Origin of the sequence: Pedococcus sp. (genome assembly GCF_036554925.1) — a bacterium.
GTDB lineage: Bacteria > Actinomycetota > Actinomycetes > Actinomycetales > Dermatophilaceae > Pedococcus_A.
The window spans coordinates 1-16,996 of sequence record NZ_DATBMI010000128.1 but is presented as its reverse complement, the minus strand read 5'-3'; the positions used below and the strand labels follow the sequence as shown (position 1 = coordinate 16,996).

The window sequence follows — 16,996 nt, the reverse complement described above, 5'->3', positions numbered from 1 at the left end:
GGGGCGCGGTCGAGCGTCGCGAGCAGGTTGGTGCGCGTGTCCGGGGAGTCGTCCAGGGACACCCCCGCCACGGCGAGGAGCAGCGACCTGTCGAGCTGGTCGGACCGCAGCGCCTCGGCACCGAGACGACGCGCGTCGGCGGCACGAGCCCGGTCGGAGGCTGCGGCGGCCTGCTGGTCGGCGCGCTCCGCTGCGGCGATCGCCAGCGTTCCGGCGACGATCGCAGCTGCCAGCAGTGCCGCGACGACACCGAGGCCGAGGCGCAGGCGCTGGTTGAGCTGCCGCTCCCGCCGGACCTGGGCCTCGGTGGCCCGCTGCTCCTTCTCGGCGAGGGCGGCCGACGCGTCGAGGAAGTCGCGCTCGGTGCCGGTGAGGCCGGCGTCGGTCGTCTGGGCCCACTCCGCCGCCCGGGCCTGTCGCACCCCCCGGTAGAGCTCGCTGTCGGGCCGGCCCAGCTCGTCCCAGCTCTCGGCCGCGACGGCGAGATGCCGCATGATGCGCAGTCCTTCGACGTCCTCGTCGAGCCACGCCCGCAGCCGTGGCCAGGCCACAGCGAGGGACTCGTGGGCGATCTCGACGGTGTCGCCGTCGGAGGACAGCAGTCGTGCCCCCACGAGCTGTTCGACCAGCAGCCCGTGGGCCTCGTCCGCGGCCACCGTGCGGCGCGGCACACGGGTCCGCACCGGGTCCCCGCCTTCGTCGGGCGACACCAGCCGCAGCATCAGCTCGCGGAGCATCGCCTGCCGGGCGGCGTCGAGGCCGCGATAGAGCCCCTCTGCCGACCGGGCGACCGCCTCGCGAACGCCGCCGGTCGCGGCATACCCCTCGACGGTGAGCGTGCCGCCCTCCCGGTGAGCCCAGGTCTGGCGCAGCACGTGCGAGAGCAGGGGGAGGGCGGCGGGCTCGCCGACGACCTCGCGCACGAGCAGGTCGACGAGTCCCGGCTCGAGCCGCAGCCCCGCCTGCGAGGCCGGCCCCTCGATCGCGCGGCGCAGGTCGCTCTCGCCCATCGGGCCGAGCAGGTAGAGGCCGCGTTCCACGAGACGGGCGAAGTCCGGGTGGGGCGCCAGCTCACCCAGGCGGTCGGCCCGCATCGTCACCACCAGGGGGTGGTCCCCGGCGAAGTCGACCAGGCCGGCGAAGAACTCGGTGCGCTCGGGCTGTCCCTCGTCGAGCACCAGCGCCTCCTCGCACTGGTCCACCACCAGGACCGTGCCACGCCGCCGCGGCACCCCCGCCAGCGTCGACGTCGGCCGTGTGCCGGGCGTGACCACGTGCACCGCCATCCCGTCACGCTCCAGGGCCGCCGCGACCCCCGCGCGGGCGAGGGAGGACTTGCCCGAACCTGACGGCCCCACGAGGGCCAGGACCCCGGCCTCGTCGAGACGCCGCAGGCAGTCCGCCGTCTCCTGCTCGCGACCGAAGAACGCGGGGGCGTCGGCGACGCCGTAGGTGACCAGCCCGAGGTAGGGGCAGGCCGCACTCGGCGGGGCTGCTGCCGTGTCCACCGCCAGGGACGGGTCCTGGTTGAGGATCGCCTGCTCCAGGGTCACCAGCTCCGGGCCGGGGTCGAGGCCGAGCTCGTCGCGGAGCACGCGGCGCGCCTGGTGAATGGTCTCCAGCGCCTGTGCCTGGCGCCCATCCCGGTAGAGCGCCAGCGCCAGCAGCCCCCAGCGGTGCTCGCGCAGCGGAGCCTCGTGCACCAGCTGCTGGGCCGGGCCGAGGGCCTCCCGGTGGTGCCCGGCCAGCAGCCCAGCCTCGACCAGGAGCTCCTCCGCCTCGGAGCGCAGCTCGACGAGGCGTTCGCTCGCCACCCGCCCGGGCCCCCACTCCGCGAGGTCGGGGAACGGATCGCCGCGCCACAGCGCGAGCCCCTCCCGCAGGACGTGGGCCGCCCGTTCCGGTTCCCGACCTGCGACCAGCTCGCGCGCCCGGCTGAGGAGCCGGGCGAACCTCAGGTGGTCGACGTGGTCGCTGTGGTGGATGAGTCGGTAACCCTGCGGTGACGTCTCGATCGCGTCGACGCCGAGGACCTTGCGCAGGCGGACGACGCATCCCTGGACGACCTTCGACCACGACGCCGGCGGGTGCTCACCCCAGATGGCCTCGGCGAGCGCGTCGGCGCTCACCGACGCGCCCGGGCTCACGGCCAGTGCCTCGAGCACGACGCGGTCGCGGAGGCCGAGCGTCGACGTGGCGCCGTCGACCTCGAGCTGTCCCAGGACCCCGATCCCCATGGCTCGACGGTCGACCCATCCGGCAGATGCGTCAACCACCGCGATACCGCCGTGATACCGGCCCAGCACCGCACTGGAACCGGGCTCTGCCAGAACGGGTCCGGAGCCAGCCGGCTCCACCACCAGCGCAGGGGACAGGAAAGGGAACCGAGATGTCACACCTCACCACCATTCGCCGGGGAGCGGCCGCTGCGGGCGCCACCGGGCTGATCGCGCTCTCCCTCGCCGGCCCCGCCGCGGCCAGGCCCGACCCGGGCACCGGCGGCCCGCACGAGTGGCCGGCCTGGTCGCAGCCCTACCAGGGCGGGCAGGGCAGCGCCTCCACGACCGCGTTCGTGGCGGTCGACGACAACGCGGTGGAGCTGCTCCAGCTCGGCGCGGGCCTGTTGGCCGGCGTCGCGCTGGCCGGGGCCGGCATGGCGGTGGCCTCCCGCCGCCACCACGCCCACTCACCGGTCTAGACCCACCACCACCAGGACAGGGAGACATCGCCATGACACGCACCACCTCCCGGCGGGCAGCCTCCGGTCTCGCCGCAGCCTCTCTCGTCGCCGTGAGCCTGGCCGGCCCGGCCGGCGTGCGGCCAGCGCCCGGCCCGACGGCGGACCGGTCGCCCCCTCGCCGGAGCCCACCGTGGTCCTTCCCTACTCGCAGGAGCTCTACGAGATGCACTACCTGGGCATCCCTGTCGACCCGAGCCCACCGGTCGTCGCGAGGATGCTGGTCGGCGACAACGCCGTGGAGCCCCTCCAGCTCGGCGCGGGGGTCCTGGCCGGAGTCGCGCTCGCCGGCGCGGGCCTGGCTGTCGCCTCCCGCCGGTGCCACGCCCCCGCGCACCCTGCCTGAGCCATGCGAGGGCGTGGCGGCCCTGCCTCACGAGCCGTGGGGCAGGGCCCACCGCTGCCCGGTGGCGCTGTCGACGACGACCAGCCGGTCGCACACGACCTCGAGGGGCAGGACGTCGAAGGCCGCCGCGGCGAGGACGGGCATGGCGGTCCTGCTGACGCTGGTGGCGAGGCTGCAGTGGGGCAGCCAGACGCCCGGCCGGTAGTGCAGGTGCAGCTCGGCGCCCGTCGCCGCCCCGGCCGCCACCACCGACGCCTGCCGCCCGAGCAGCGACGGCGTGGAGGCGGCGATGAGGGCGCCCCGGCGGCGGCGGAACAGGCCGACCGCGTCGAACCGGAGCGTGACGGGCCCGGCAGGCGGGAGCGCCGACTCGGCCGCGAGGACCCGCTCCACGTTGAACGTGCGGAATACGGCATACGACACGTGGGGCACGTGCCGGCCGTGGGTGTGGGTGAGCAGCGTGGGTATGCCGTGCTCCTCCAGCTGCGCCCACAGCCGGCGGACGGCACGGTCGCCCCGGGCGTCGAAGAGCAGGCACACGGCGAGCGCCACGGGCCCATGCTGGCACGGTCGGCGGGTCCCTGTGGTTTGTTTGGTTGTGTAAAGGGGCCTTAACATTCCAAATATGACCCTCACCCAGCGCGAGCGGGACATCGTCGACCTGCTCCGTGCCGAGCCGATGCTCGACGCGGCGGCCATCGCCGACCGCCTCGGCGCGACCCGGGCCTCGGTCTCGGTCCACCTGTCCAACCTCATGAAGAAGGGTGCGATCCTCGGCCGCGGCTACGTCCTGCCGCCCGTCGCGCGGTCCGTGGTCGTCGTGGGCGGCGCCAACATGGACGTCAAGGCCCACTCGGCCGGGCCGGCCCAGCTGCACACCAGCAACCCCGGCGTGGCCCACACCACCCCGGGCGGGGTCGGCCGCAACATCGCCGAGAACCTCGCCCGGCTCGGCAGCCCGACCCACCTCGTCGCCGCCGTCGGGCGCGACGCGTTCGGGGAGCAGGTCACGGCCGCCACCCGCGAGGCGGGCGTCGCCGTGGACCACGTCATCGTCGCCGAGGGGTCGACGGGCACCTACCTCGCGGTCATGGACTCCACGGGCGAGCTGCTGGTCGCGGTGTCCAACATGGCCGTCACCGACCAGCTGACCGTGCGCCAGCTCTCCTCCTGCCGTGAGCTGGTGGCCCACGCCGACGTGCTCGTCGTCGACGGCAACATCCCGCCCGCCGTGACGGCCTGGCTGCTCGACTACGCCGCCGCGGTCGGCGTGCCGGTGGTCCTCGAGCCGGTCAGCGTCGTCAAGGGCCGGCACCTCGCGGAGACGCTCAACCCGGACCGGCCGGTGCTGGCGATCACCCCCAACCTCGACGAGCTGTCCGCCATCGTCGAAGCCCCGTTGCCCAACACCCGGCAGGGCATCGCGAAGGCTGCGCGAGCGGTGCACGCCCGTGGCGTCGAGCACGTGTGGGTGCGGCGCGGCCTGAGGGGCAGCATCCTCTCGAGCCGCGGCGAGGACGGCCGCTCGATCGTCACCACGCTGCAGGCCCCGCCCGCCACCGCCGTCGACGTGACCGGGGCGGGCGACGCGATGACCGCCGCCTTCGTCCACGCGCTGTTGCGCGGCGACCCGCCCGCCGAGGCGGCCGAGTTCGGCCAGATGGCCGCCGCCCTCACCGTCGCGAGCCCGGACACCGTCCGCCCCGACCTCAGCCCCCGCCTCATCGACGCCGAGCTCCGCACGGCCCGGCGCGCCGCCACGAAGGAGACCCGATGACCACCCCCCACCCCGCCCTGAGGCTCTCGCCCGAGGTCGCCGGTGCGCTCGCCTCCGGCCGCCCCGTCGTCGCCCTCGAGTCGACCATCATCAGCCACGGGATGCCCTACCCCCGCAACGTGGAGATGGCCGTCGAGGTCGAGGGGATCCTCCGTGACGGCGGCGCCACCCCGGCCACGATCGCGGTCCTCGGCGGCGTCCCGAGGATCGGCCTCGAGCGCGACGACCTCGAGACCCTGGCCACCCACCCCGACGTCGCCAAGGTGAGCCTGCGCGACCTGCCCTACGTCATGGCCACCGGGGCCCACGGGGCCACGACGGTGGCCTCCACGATGCGCCTGGCCGCGCTGGCCGGCATACGCGTCTTCGTCACCGGCGGCCTCGGCGGCGTGCACCGTGGCGCCGAGACCAGCTTCGACATCTCCGCCGACCTCACCGAGCTGGGCCAGACCGACGTGGCGGTGGTCTCCGCCGGCGTGAAGTCGATCCTCGACATCGGGCTCACGCTCGAGACGCTCGAGACGCTCGGCGTCCCCGTGGTCGTGCACGGAAGCGACGCGTTCCCCTCGTTCTACTCGCGCACCAGCGACTTCACGGCCCCGATGCGGCTCGACTCGGCCGAGGAGATCGCCGCGATGATGCGGGCCAAGTGGGACCTCGGGCTGTCCGGCGCCGTCTCGGTCGCCAACCCCGTGCCGGTCGCCGACGAGATCCCCCGCGACGAGATCGACGGGCTCATTGCCACCGCGCTCGGGGAGTGCGAGGAGCACGGCATCCACGGCAAGGACGTCACGCCGTTCCTGCTCGGCCGGATCGTCGAGCTCTCCGGCGGGCGGTCGCTGGAGACGAACATCGCGCTGGTGCGCAGCAACGCCCGGCTCGGCGCCGCGCTCGCGGTCGCCTGGTCCCGCGGCGCCTGAGGGGTATGCCGCGCGGCCGCCTCGCGCGGCCGTCCCGCGTCCCCCGGGTGCGGCCGTCCCCGTGCCCCCGGGCGCGCCGTCCCCGTGCCCCCGGGCGCGGGTCGGTCGGCGACCCGGCACCGGCCAGCGGCTAGGCTGCGGGGCGTACCCGTCGTCCCCCGATTCGGCATGCTCAGGAGCAGTTGTGGCCACGATTGAGGCAGTAGGCGCCCGCGAGATCCTCGACTCCCGAGGCAACCCGACCGTCGAGGTCGAGGTCGCCCTCGACGACGGCACGATCGCCAGGGCGGCGGTGCCCTCGGGCGCGTCCACCGGCGCCTTCGAGGCGGTCGAGCGGCGCGACGGCGATGACAGCCGCTACGGCGGCAAGGGCGTCGAGAAGGCCGTCGACGCGGTGCTCGACGAGATCGGGCCCAAGCTCCTCGGCTTCGAGGCCTCCGAGCAGCGCCTCGTCGACGCCGAGATGCTGGCCCTCGACGGCTCCGACAACAAGGGCAAGCTCGGCGCCAACGCCATCCTCGGCGTCTCGCTGGCCGTGGCCCGCGCCGCGGCCGAGTCCTCGGGCCTGCCGCTGTTCCGCTACGTCGGCGGCCCGAACGCGCACGTGCTGCCCGTCCCGATGATGAACATCCTCAACGGCGGCAGCCACGCCGACTCCAACGTCGACATCCAGGAGTTCATGATCGCGCCCATCGGTGCCGACTCCTTCCGGGAGGCGCTGCGCTGGGGCACCGAGGTCTACCACGCGCTCAAGGCAGTGCTGAAGGAGCGCGGCCTGGCCACGGGGCTGGGCGACGAGGGCGGGTTCGCCCCGAACCTCGCCTCCAACCGCGAGGCGCTCGACCTCATCCTCGTGGCCATCGAGAAGGCCGGCTACGAGCCCGGCACGCAGATCGCCCTGGCCCTCGACGTCGCCGCCAGCGAGTTCCACACCGACGGCGCCTACACCTTCGAGGGCGCCAGCAAGACGGCCGAGCAGATGGTCGACTACTACGCCGAGCTGGTCGACGCCTACCCGCTGGTCTCCATCGAGGACCCGCTCAACGAGGACGACTGGGACGGCTGGAAGACCATGACCGACCGCCTCGGCGACCGCGTCCAGCTCGTCGGTGACGACCTGTTCGTCACCAACCCGGAGCGGCTGCAGCGCGGCATCGACAGCCGCACGGCCAACGCGCTGCTGGTCAAGGTCAACCAGATCGGCTCGCTCACCGAGACCATGGATGCCGTCGAGCTCGCCCACCGCAGCGGCTACCGCTGCATGATGAGCCACCGCTCGGGTGAGACCGAGGACACCACGATCGCCGACCTCGCCGTCGCCACCAACTGCGGCCAGATCAAGACCGGGGCCCCCGCCCGCTCCGAGCGTGTCGCGAAGTACAACCAGCTGCTGCGCATCGAGGAGGAGCTCGACGAGGCCGCCGTCTACGCCGGCGCCGCCGCCTTCCCACGCTTCGCCGGGCAGGCTCGGGGCTGACCTGACCGATGGCCACCGGCACCGGGGGGCAGGGCTCCACGCCGCGCAGACCCGCGCGACGTGGGGCCTCCGCGCGCCCCGGTGCCAAGACCGCGGCCGCCCGCCCGGGAGCCAAGACCGCCGCCGGGCGCCCGGGAGCGAAGCCGGCCGCCTCGCGCGCCGCCGCGAAGGCTGGCCCGCTCCGGCAGGCGGCTGCGGCCCGAGCGGCCCGCGACGGCAGAGGTGTCCGCTCGCTGCGGCGGGTCCTCGTGCTGGCCTCGATCGTCGTGCTGTTGGCGATCACCCTCGTCCCCACGCTGCGCTCCTACCTGCACCAGCAGGGTGAGATCGAGGCGATGCGCGAGAGGGTGGCGGCACAGCGGCTCACCGTCGAGGAGCTCCAGAAGGAGCAGGCTCGCTGGAGCGACAACGCCTACGTCGAGCAGCAGGCCCGGGAGCGGCTGAAGTTCGTCAAGGTCGGCGACCGTTCGTACACCGTGATCGACGGCGACCCCGCCGCCAGGCAGCCGGCCCCCGGGGTGGCGGCCGCGCCGAAGTCGACGCAGGACCACCCCTGGTACGGCCAGCTCTGGGAGTCGGCCAAGGTGGCCGACTCCGGCCCTGCGGCCGCCGTCAGGGCGCCGGTGCAGGCGCCAGAGAAGTAGGGAGCACCATGAGCACGACGCGGCCCGAGGCCGCCAGCCAGGCTGACCTCGACGCCGTCCACGCCCAGCTCGGGCGCGTCCCGCGTGGCGTGGCGGCCGTGGCGCACCGCTGCCCGTGCGGCCAGCCGGACGTGCTGACGACCGAGCCCAGGCTCCCTGACGGCACGCCGTTCCCCACGACCTTCTACGCGACCTGCCCCAAGCTCACCGGCGCGATCAGCACCCTGGAGACCTCCGGTCTGATGCGCGAGATGACCGAGCGGCTCGGGCAGGACCCCGACCTCGCCTCCCGGTACGCCGCAGCCCACGACGACTACCTCCGACGCCGTGCGGCGCTCGGCGAGGTCGCGGAGATCGCGGGTGTCTCCGCGGGCGGCATGCCCACGCGCGTCAAGTGCCTGCACGTCCTCGTGGCGCACTCCCTCGCCGCCGGGCCGGGCGTCAACCCGCTGGGCGACGAGGCGCTCGAGCTGCTCGGCGAGTGGTGGGCCTCGGGCTCCTGTGTGCCGGACGCGCCGGCTGCGGGCGGCCAGGGGTGACCCGCGTCGGTGCCATCGACTGCGGCACCAACTCGATCCGGCTGCTCATCGCCGACACCGACGGCGACGGCGCGCTCACCGACGTGCTGCGTCGGATGGAGGTCGTGCGCCTCGGCCACGGCGTCGACCGCACCGGTGTGATCGACCCCGACGCGATGCGCCGCACCGTGGCGATGGCGGCGGAGTATGCCGGCCAGTGCCGGTCCGCGGGGGTGCAGGCGGTGCGCTTCGTGGCGACGTCCGCCTCCCGTGACGCCCGCAACGCCGAGGAGTTCGTCGCCGGGGTGCGCGAGGCCTTCTCCGACTTCGGCACCTCGCCCGAGGTGGTGAGTGGCGCGGAGGAGGCCGAGCTGTCCTTCCGCGGCGCCACCGGCGGGCTGCGGCGCCGAGGGATCGAGGGGCCCTACCTCGTCGTCGACCTCGGAGGCGGGTCGACCGAGTTCGTCCGCGGGACCCACGCCGTCGAGGCTGCCCGGTCGGTCGACATCGGCTGCGTCCGGATGACCGAGCGGCACCTGCGCAGCGACCCGCCCACCGCGGCGGAGATCGACGCGGCCACCCGTGACATCGACGCGGCCATCGGCGAGGCCGCCGACGCGGTCGGCCTCGCCGGCACGAAGGCTCTCGTCGGGTTGGCCGGCAGCATCACCACGGTCACCGCCCATGCCCTGGGGCTGCCCGGCTACGACGCCACGCGCATCCACCTCACCGAGCTGACCCCCGAGGAGACCCTGCGGTCCTGCCAGTCCCTGCTGCACCTGACCCGCGCGGACCGCGCGGCGCTGCCCTTCATGCACCCGGGCCGTGTCGACGTCATCGGTGCCGGCGCCCTCGTCTGGCACCAGGTCGTGCAGCGGGTGGCCCGCGAGGCCGGGACCACCCGGGTGATCACCTCCGAGCACGACATCCTCGACGGCATCGCCCTCAGCCTGGCCGGCTGACGATGGCGCGTCGCGACTTCGCGCCCGGGGTCTGCATCGTCACCGGCGGCGGCTCGGGCATCGGCCGGGCCATCGCCGCGGAGCTCGTGTCGCGCGGCGGCCGCGTGGTGGTCGCCGACCTCGACGGGCAGCGTGCCCGCGCCGTGGCCGGAGAGCTCGGCCCCCCTGCCGAGGCCGCGGTGGTCGACGTCGCCGATCCGGAGGCAGTGCGGGCGCTGGTGCGCGACACGGTCACCGCCCACGGACGGCTCGACGTCATGGTCAACAACGCCGGCGTCGCCGTCGGGGGATTCCTCGAGGAGCTCGACGAGAGGCACTGGTCCCGGGCCCTCGACGTGAACCTGCGCGGCGTGGTCCACGGCGTCAGCGCGGCATACCCGGTCATGAGCGCGCAGCGCTCCGGGCACATCCTCAACACCGCCTCGCTGGCGGGGCTCGTCCCAGCGCCGGGGATGCTGCCCTACACGACGACCAAGCACGCGGTCGTCGGACTGTCGCTGGCCCTGCGGGCCGAGGCGGCGGGCCGCGGGGTGGGGGTCAGCGTGCTGTGCCCTGCCGTCGTGGACACCCCGCTCCTCGACGACGTGTATGCCGCGCCCGCGTCCCTGGGTGGGCCCAGCGTCCGGGCCAGGATCCGGCTGGCCCAGCCGCGCTTCCTCACCCCCGAGCACGTCGCCCGCCGCGCCGTGGAGGGTCTCGCTGCCAACCGGGCGGTGATCCCGGTGGGTGCCCTCGCCCAGACCCTCTGGCGGGTGCACCGCTACGCACCGGCGCTGATGCAGGGCGTCGCGCGACTTCAGGTCACGACGTACCGGCGCCTGGAGCGCTCGGCGCGCCGCAGCCGTGGGTCCGACTAGGGGCTGACGCACGGGCGTGGGGACATCTGCCGCCGCAGTCCCGGTCCGGGGCAAAGCACGGATTTCCCGCATTGCGGCGACAACGGGACCGACTTCGCGCCACGCTGGGCCCGAGAGGGACCGGCTGACCGAGACCGCGCCCTCCAGGGGACCAGGGGGTAGGCCATGACAGTGACGATCGTGCGTCCGACGACGGACGGAGCAGGACCGGAAACCCGCGAGGGAGGCCCGCAGCAGACCTCGCCCGCCACCCCCGGGGGAACCGGCGCACCCGCCGGGCGGGGCCCGGCCAGGGCCCTGGCGCTGGGCGGCCTGGTGGCGTTGACTGCGCTCGGCGTCTGGCTGGCAGCGAGCAGGGGGCCGGGCGAGTCGACCGGAGTGCCGGGGGAGCCGGGGCGGACGAACCAGTCGACCGTTCCCGGGCCCGTCCCTCCCACGCCTGAGCCCACCCGGGTGCCCACCGCGTCGCTGCCGGCCGCCGCCCCGACGACCCCGGCTCCTCGGCCGACGGCGTCGCTGCAGGCCGCCGCCCCGACCACTCCGGCGCCCCGACCGACGGCGTCGCTGCCGGCGGTGGGGCCGACCACGCCCGCGCCCCGACCGACCGCGCCGTAGGCTGTGCGGCGTCCCCGTAGCCCAACTGGCAGAGGCAGGCGACTTAAAATCGCCGTGGTGCGGGTTCGAATCCCGTCGGGGGCACCACACGACCACGCGCGCGAGACGCGCTCGGCCACACGACGGGCCCGGCGCGGAGGCGCCCGGCACGGCGACCCCGCCCCCAGACACGCACGGGTGGGGAACCTCGGCGCCGGCCCAGTGATTAGGCTGTGTAGAGACGGCCCGCAGCGGCCGCCCGAGCCCCCAAGGAGGGACTGACCCATGGCCAGTAACCCGGTCTTCAGCCGGATCGAGCGCGAGGCCGAGCAGGGCTATGCCGGCTTCCGCGACCGCGGTGCCCCGCAGCCGCCGCCCCCGTCGACCGCGGGGTGGGCAGCGACGGACCAGCTGAGCAGCCAGCAGCTGGAGCAGATGTACCAGCAGCAGCCCGCCACCCCGGTGCAGATGGGCCGGGTGACCATCGACGACGTCGTCATGAAGACGCTGGGGCTGTTCTCCATCGTCCTCCTGTTCGCCGTGGTCGGCTGGAGGCTCGCTCCCACGTGGGGGCCCGTGATCATGCTCGCCGGCATCGCCGGCACCCTCGGGCTCGGCCTGGTCATCGCCTTCAAGAAGACGATCAGCGTGCCGCTCATCGTCGCCTACGCGGTGGTCGAGGGCCTGTTCGTCGGCGCGATCAGCAACATCTACAGCCTCGCGTTCGACGACCCGACCGTCACCGACCCGTTCAAGGGGATCGTCGCCCAGGCGGTGATCGCCACCCTGTCGGTGTTCGCGGGCATGCTGCTCGCCTACAAGACCGGCCTGATCAAGGTGACCGAGAAGTTCCGGCGCATCGTGACCATGGCGATCATCGGCTACGCGATCTTCGCGCTGGTCAACCTCGGCTACGCCCTGATCACCAACAGCTCGTTCGGCATCGGCGGCACGGGTGCCCTCGGGATCGGCATCTCGCTGTTCGCGATCGGCCTGGCCTCCTTCTCGCTGGCCCTGGACTTCGACTCGATCGACCGGGCCATCGCCGCAGGGGCGCCGCAGAAGTACTCGTGGCTCCTGGCCCACGGCCTGATCGTCACCCTGGTCTGGCTGTACCTCGAGATCCTGCGCCTGCTCGGCCGCCTGCGCAGCGAGTGAACGTGGCTCCCGCGACCTCTCCGGTCCCCCCGGAGGTCGCCGAGGAGCTCCGGCGCGTGGCCCAGCGGTGGCAGCAGCTGCCGCTGGGCCACGCGCTGTCGTACATGCCTCTGGTGCGCAGCGTCGTCGTGGAGCTCGCTGGGCAGGACGTGCCCGACCTCGGGCCTGCCGCGGTCATCGACCAGCTGACCGTGCTGGTGTACGACACGTGCGCCTCGCCCGCGTCAGGGCGCTCCGGCGCAGGGGTGGACTCCGCTGCCGTGACGCGCGCCGTGCCAGGACAGCTGGCCGCCCAGCTGGCCGCGCTGCGCCGAGCGCTCGCCTGAGCCGCTGGCCACTCAGCCCCGCAGGTGGGCGACGTGGTGCCACCCGGGGTCCGGGGTCACCTGGACGCGGATCCTGCCCTGGTCCCAGGCGTTGACGGCAGCGCGCATCTGCTCCACCGCCGGGGTCGAGGAGTCGACGTAGATGTGCAGCACCCGCATGCCGCGGTGCGACTGGTGCGCGACGATCCGCCCGCTGCCGCCGATCCGGTCCGCGAGGTGGTCCTCGAGGGACCGCAGGGGCTCCAGCGAGCCCGGTCCCGGGTAGCCGCGCTCGGTCTGGTCGAGATACGGCACGAGCACCGCGACGTGGGTGTCGAGGTGCGGTGCGGTGACGGGGGAGAGGGGCACCTGCGCCGCGGCCAGCACCGGCCCGTCGGCGCCGTCCGCCTCGAGCAGCACCCAGGACGGCGACCCGTCGTCGCCGGTGTGCTCCTCGCGCAGGTCGCGCACGACGGCCCGCAGGCCACGCAGGCTGAAAGCCTCCAACGGGGGGTCCCCCGAGACCTGGATCTCGCCGACCCAGGCCTCCACGTCCTCCTCGCCGAGCGCAGTGTCGAGCGCGAGGAACGCGACCTGACGCTGCACCCCCTCCTCGAGCGACGCGAACGCCGGGTGGTGCACCACGACGTCCACGTGGGTTCCCTCGCGCCGCGCCCCCAGCCGCAGGTCGCCGAACGACACCTCGGCGTCACCGATGCCGAGGACGACGGCCTCAGGGTCCGGGACCGGCTGGCGGGCGGCGGCATACCCCCAGACCGCGTCAGCGGGCGGTGCGGAGCGGAGCCAGCGGTAGGCGAGCGGACGCAGGTCGGGATCGCCCTCGGGGCTGACCACGAGCAGGTGCTCGGACGTCGTCCCCGCGCTGAGCTCCCACGCGAGCCCCGCGTCGATGGCGCTGACGGCCGAGGACAGCTCCTCGCTCACGCGCTCGGGCTCGCGGTCCGCGATCGCGGAGGCCACGGCGTGCCTGCCCTCCTCCGCCCACCACGACCAGAAGCCGGCGATGGCCGTGGCCTGCCGGTCCGGAGGTGCGTCGCGGTGGAAGAGGCGCATGTCTGCCATGGTCGCGGAGGCCAGCACGAGACAGGGCGGCTTTCGGGGAAATCACCCCGGAAGCCGCCCTGGCGTGGAGAGCGTCAGTGGAGAGCGTCAGCGGGGAGCGTCAGCTGAGGCGCTCGTAGACGATCGCCATGCCCTGGCCACCGCCCACGCACATCGTCTCGAGCCCGAACTGGCCGTCGCGGGCCTGCAGGCCGTTGAGCAGCGTCGTCGTGATGCGGGCACCGGTCGAGCCGAAGGGGTGTCCGAGGGCGATCGCCCCGCCGTGGACGTTGAGCTTCTCGAAGTCCATGCCGAGGTCGTCGGCGCTCGGCAGCACCTGGGCGGCGAACGCCTCGTTGATCTCGTAGAGGTCCATGTCCTTGATGGACATCCCTGCACGCGCGAGCGCCTGACGGGACGCCTCCACTGGGCCGAGGCCCATGATCTCGGGGGAGAGGGCGGACACGCCGGTGGCGACGACCCGCGCGAGCGGGGTGAGGCCGAGCTCGCGGGCCTTGCGGTCGCTCATCACGACCACGGCCGCCGCACCGTCGTTGAGCGGGCAGCAGTTGCCGGCAGTGATGGTGCCGTTCTCGCGGAAGACGGGGTTCAGGGCCTTCACCGCCTCCAGCGTGACACCGGGCCGCGGGCCGTCGTCCTTGCTGACGACGGTGCCGTCGGCGAGCGTGACGGGGGCGATCTCGCGCTCGAAGAAGCCGTCGGCGATGGCCTTCTCGGCTCGGTTCTGGCTGGTGACGCCCCACTCGTCCTGGCGCTCGCGGGAGACGCCGCGCAGCGTGGCGACGTTCTCGGCCGTCTGCCCCATCGAGAGGTAGACGTCGGGGACCAGGCCTTCGGAGCGGGGGTCCGTCCAGGTGGTGTTGTCCTTGGCGATCTGCTCGCTGCGGGCCTTGGCGGCAGCGAACTTGGGGTTCTGGTCGTCGCCGGTCGAGCCACCTGCCCCTGCCCAGTTGGTGTACTGCGAGACGCACTCGACGCCGCCGGAGACGAAGATGTCGCCCTCGCCGGCCCTGATCGCGTGGTAGGCCATCCGGGTGGTCTGCACCGACGAGGCGCAGAACCGGTTGATCGTCGCGCCGGGCAGGTGGTCGAACCCCGCGAGCACGGAGACGACGCGGGCCATGTTGGAGCCGTGGCGGCCGGAGGGCTCGGCGCAGCCCCAGTAGAGGTCCTCGATCAGGGACGGGTCCAGCTCGGGCACCTTCGCCAGCGCCGCGTTGATCACGGCCACCGAGAGGTCGTCGGGGCGGACATCCTTGAGGGAGCCCTTGAACGCCCGCCCGATCGGGGTGCGGGCCGTGGAGACGATCACTGCTTCGGTCACTTCGGAGTTCCTCCTCGTCGAGGGTGCGCCCGCGTTAAGCGGTCGCTTAGTCAGCGTCGATCGTATGCCGTCACGCGCTCGGCTCTGGTGTGGCCTTGGTCTCCTCCGGGGCGCCACCGCCCGCCCCACCGGTGGGGCCGTCGGTGGCGCCGCCCTCGGCCGCCACCGCCCGCCCGTCCACCTCAGTGCGGCCCTCCGCAGCGCGGGCCCCGCCGGTCCGCCCCTCGTGGGTGCGGCCCTGGTCGGTGCGGCCCTGGTCGGTGCGGCCCTGGTCGGTGCGCCCCTCGTCGGTGCGGCCCTGGTCGGCCCGGCGCGCATCCGTGCGGTTCGGCACGGGGTTGCGCGGCCGACGCAGCAGCTTGGCCCAGCGCCCTCGCGGGCCGCGCGAGTGGCCGGCGATCTCGACGGCGCTGACCTCGGTGCCGGGGTCGAGCACGGCCTGCTCGGCGGCCACGGCGACCGGGCCGATGCCCTCTCCACGGCGCCGGTCGGGGAGTCGCTCGGCGACCGGGGTGCCCTCCCAGACGCCGAGCGCGGCGTACACGCTGGGCAGCAGGGCGGCGGCGCAGCGCGCGTAGCCCGCGGGGGAGGGGTGGAAGCGGTCCTGGCTGAACAGCTCGTGCGGGCGCTCGTAGAACTCCGGGCCCAGCAGGTCGCCGAGGGAGACGGTGCGGCCGCCCGCCTCGACCACCGCGACGGTCTGAGCCGCGGCCAGGTCGCGGCTCCACCGGCGGCCGACGAGGCGCAGCGGCTGGGGGATCGGCGTCACGGTGCCCAGGTCGGGGCAGGTCCCGACGACGACCTCGGTGCCGAGCTCGCGCAGGCGCACCACCGCCGTCTCGAGGTGGCGCACCGCGATCGCCTTGTCGATCCGGTGGGTCACGTCGTTGGCGCCGACCATGATCACGGCGACGTGCGGCCTCTCCACCTCGGCCAGCGCGGTGGTGAGCTGCTGCTCCAGGCCCGAGGACTCGGCACCGACCACGGCGGCGTTGGTCAGCCGCACCGGGCGACCCGTGAGGGCGGAGATGCCGTTGGCGATGATGGCGCCGACCGTCTGGTAGCGGTTGTCGGCGCCCATCCCTGCCGCTGAGGAGTCGCCCAGCACGACGAACTCGACCGGGTCGCCGATCCCCGCGCCGTAGAGGCCGTTGTCGTCGGGGGCGCCGTCGAAGTGCACGCCGACCACCCGGCGGGCGATCATGGCCTCCGCCTTGAGGACGGCGTAGCCGATCGCCCCCAGGGCTCCGATCCCCGCTGCGACGCCACCCCCGCCGTATGCCGCGGTGGCAGCGATCCTGCGTGCGCGTCGCGCCCGGCTCATCGGACCTCCTGTTCCCCGGCGCTGGTGACACCACCGTAACGACCGCCCCCGACCACCGGTGCCCGAACCCCGCCTGTCCGCCGTCTGAGAGGATGGCCCGCGTGAAGTACGCAGAGCACATCGCCGACCTCGTCGGGAACACGCCCCTCGTCAAGCTCAACAACGTCACCAAGGACGCAGGCGTGGCCTGCACGGTCCTGGCCAAGGTGGAGTACATGAACCCGGGCGGGTCCGTGAAGGACCGCATCGCCCTGCGCATGGTGGAGGCCGCCGAGGCCTCGGGCGAGCTCGAGCCCGGCGGCACCATCGTCGAGCCGACCTCCGGCAACACCGGCGTCGGCCTGGCCCTCGTGGCGCAGCGCAAGGGCTACAAGTGCGTGTTCGTCTGCCCCGACAAGGTCAGCCAGGACAAGCGCGACGTGCTCAAGGCCTACGGCGCCGAGGTCGTGGTGTGCCCCACCGCGGTCGCGCCCGACCACCCCGACTCCTACTACTCGGTCTCCGACCGGCTCGTGAAGGAGATCGAGGGCGCCTGGAAGCCCAACCAGTACGCCAACCCCGAGGGCCCGAACTCGCACTACGCCACCACCGGCCCGGAGGTCTGGGAGGACACCGACGGGAAGGTCACCCACTTCGTCGCCGGCGTCGGCACGGGCGGCACCATCACCGGCACCGGCCGCTACCTGCGTGAGGTCTCCGAGGACCGCGAGGGCGGCCGGGTGCAGGTCATCGGCGCCGACCCCGAGGGCTCGGTCTACTCCGGCGGCTCGGGCCGGCCCTACCTCGTCGAGGGCGTGGGTGAGGACTTCTGGCCGAGCGCCTACGACCCGAAGGTCGTCGACCAGGTGATCGCGGTCAGCGACGCCGACTCGTTCGAGATGACCCGCCGGCTCGCCCGCGAGGAGGGCCTGCTGGTGGGTGGTTCCTGCGGCATGGCGGTCGTCGCGGCCCTGCGCGCGGCCAAGGACCT

At 73.9% G+C, this 16,996-nt stretch carries 17 protein-coding genes and 1 tRNA gene; 13 read left to right on the top strand and 5 right to left on the bottom strand.

Going from position 1 to position 16,996, the window contains the following annotated elements; all coding sequences use genetic code 11:
* A partial coding sequence (locus VIB11_RS10920) for a BTAD domain-containing putative transcriptional regulator (RefSeq protein WP_332031153.1) occupies positions 1-2,237 on the bottom strand: 2,237 nt, incomplete at its 3' end.
* Positions 2,238-2,389: 152 nt separating this feature from the next.
* On the opposite strand from VIB11_RS10920, the gene VIB11_RS10915 reads away from it, so the two are divergent.
* On the top strand, positions 2,390-2,698 hold the full coding sequence (locus VIB11_RS10915; protein WP_332031151.1) for a hypothetical protein: 309 nt from the start codon (positions 2,390-2,392) through the stop codon (positions 2,696-2,698).
* 172 nt (positions 2,699-2,870) lie between these two features.
* Positions 2,871-3,083, top strand: a complete 213-nt coding sequence (locus VIB11_RS10910) for a hypothetical protein (protein WP_332031149.1) — start codon at positions 2,871-2,873, stop codon at positions 3,081-3,083.
* 27 nt (positions 3,084-3,110) lie between these two features.
* On the opposite strand, the gene VIB11_RS10905 is transcribed toward VIB11_RS10910, so the two are convergent.
* On the bottom strand, positions 3,111-3,635 hold the full coding sequence (locus tag VIB11_RS10905) for a 2'-5' RNA ligase family protein (RefSeq protein WP_332031147.1): 525 nt from the start codon (positions 3,633-3,635) through the stop codon (positions 3,111-3,113).
* A 73-nt stretch (positions 3,636-3,708) separates the two neighbouring features.
* Between VIB11_RS10905 and VIB11_RS10900 the strand changes: the two genes are divergently transcribed.
* From VIB11_RS10900 to VIB11_RS10855, 10 genes are all read left to right on the top strand, one after another.
* Positions 3,709-4,860 carry a PfkB family carbohydrate kinase gene (locus VIB11_RS10900; protein ID WP_332031145.1) on the top strand — a complete coding sequence of 384 codons (1,152 nt, stop codon included), beginning with the start codon at positions 3,709-3,711 and terminating at the stop codon, positions 4,858-4,860.
* Positions 4,857-5,780 (top strand): pseudouridine-5'-phosphate glycosidase, encoded by a 924-nt coding sequence (locus tag VIB11_RS10895; RefSeq protein ID WP_332031143.1) that lies wholly within the window; start codon positions 4,857-4,859, stop codon positions 5,778-5,780. Before VIB11_RS10900 ends, VIB11_RS10895 begins: the two co-directional genes overlap by 4 nt.
* A 184-nt stretch (positions 5,781-5,964) precedes the next feature.
* The gene (gene eno, locus VIB11_RS10890; RefSeq protein WP_332031141.1) at positions 5,965-7,257 is read left to right on the top strand and encodes a phosphopyruvate hydratase; all 1,293 of its coding nucleotides are present in this window, start codon (positions 5,965-5,967) and stop codon (positions 7,255-7,257) included.
* Positions 7,258-7,265: 8 nt separating this feature from the next.
* Positions 7,266-7,901: a septum formation initiator family protein gene (locus tag VIB11_RS10885; RefSeq protein ID WP_332031140.1), complete on the top strand. Its 636-nt coding sequence runs from the start codon at positions 7,266-7,268 to the stop codon at positions 7,899-7,901.
* An 8-nt stretch (positions 7,902-7,909) separates the two neighbouring features.
* Positions 7,910-8,440 (top strand): DUF501 domain-containing protein, encoded by a 531-nt coding sequence (locus VIB11_RS10880; RefSeq protein WP_332031138.1) that lies wholly within the window; start codon positions 7,910-7,912, stop codon positions 8,438-8,440.
* Positions 8,437-9,381, top strand: coding sequence for a Ppx/GppA phosphatase family protein (locus VIB11_RS10875; RefSeq protein ID WP_332031136.1), 945 nt, complete (start codon positions 8,437-8,439; stop codon positions 9,379-9,381). Before VIB11_RS10880 ends, VIB11_RS10875 begins: the two co-directional genes overlap by 4 nt.
* Positions 9,382-9,383: 2 nt before the next feature.
* Positions 9,384-10,238 carry an SDR family oxidoreductase gene (locus VIB11_RS10870; RefSeq protein WP_332031134.1) on the top strand — a complete coding sequence of 285 codons (855 nt, stop codon included), beginning with the start codon at positions 9,384-9,386 and terminating at the stop codon, positions 10,236-10,238.
* 625 nt (positions 10,239-10,863) lie between these two features.
* Positions 10,864-10,940 (top strand) — tRNA-Leu (locus tag VIB11_RS10865).
* Positions 10,941-11,117: 177 nt separating this feature from the next.
* Positions 11,118-11,990 (top strand): Bax inhibitor-1/YccA family protein, encoded by an 873-nt coding sequence (locus VIB11_RS10860; protein WP_332031132.1) that lies wholly within the window; start codon positions 11,118-11,120, stop codon positions 11,988-11,990.
* A 2-nt stretch (positions 11,991-11,992) separates the two neighbouring features.
* On the top strand, positions 11,993-12,316 hold the full coding sequence (locus tag VIB11_RS10855) for a hypothetical protein (protein WP_332031130.1): 324 nt from the start codon (positions 11,993-11,995) through the stop codon (positions 12,314-12,316).
* Positions 12,317-12,328: 12 nt separating this feature from the next.
* Here VIB11_RS10855 and VIB11_RS10850 read toward each other — a convergent pair whose 3' ends face one another.
* The 3 genes from VIB11_RS10850 to VIB11_RS10840 all read right to left on the bottom strand — a co-directional run bounded on the left by VIB11_RS10850 (position 12,329) and on the right by VIB11_RS10840 (position 16,026).
* On the bottom strand, positions 12,329-13,369 hold the full coding sequence (locus VIB11_RS10850) for a DUF695 domain-containing protein (RefSeq protein ID WP_332031128.1): 1,041 nt from the start codon (positions 13,367-13,369) through the stop codon (positions 12,329-12,331).
* Between the two features lie 109 nt (positions 13,370-13,478).
* Complete coding sequence (locus tag VIB11_RS10845; RefSeq protein WP_332031126.1) at positions 13,479-14,702, bottom strand: acetyl-CoA C-acetyltransferase; 1,224 nt, start codon at positions 14,700-14,702, stop codon at positions 13,479-13,481.
* Positions 14,703-14,772: 70 nt separating this feature from the next.
* Positions 14,773-16,026, bottom strand: coding sequence for an SGNH/GDSL hydrolase family protein (locus tag VIB11_RS10840; protein ID WP_332031124.1), 1,254 nt, complete (start codon positions 16,024-16,026; stop codon positions 14,773-14,775).
* 101 nt (positions 16,027-16,127) lie between these two features.
* Here VIB11_RS10840 and VIB11_RS10835 point away from each other — a divergent pair.
* On the top strand, positions 16,128-16,996 hold an 869-nt coding region (locus VIB11_RS10835), incomplete at its 3' end, for a pyridoxal-phosphate dependent enzyme (RefSeq protein WP_332031122.1).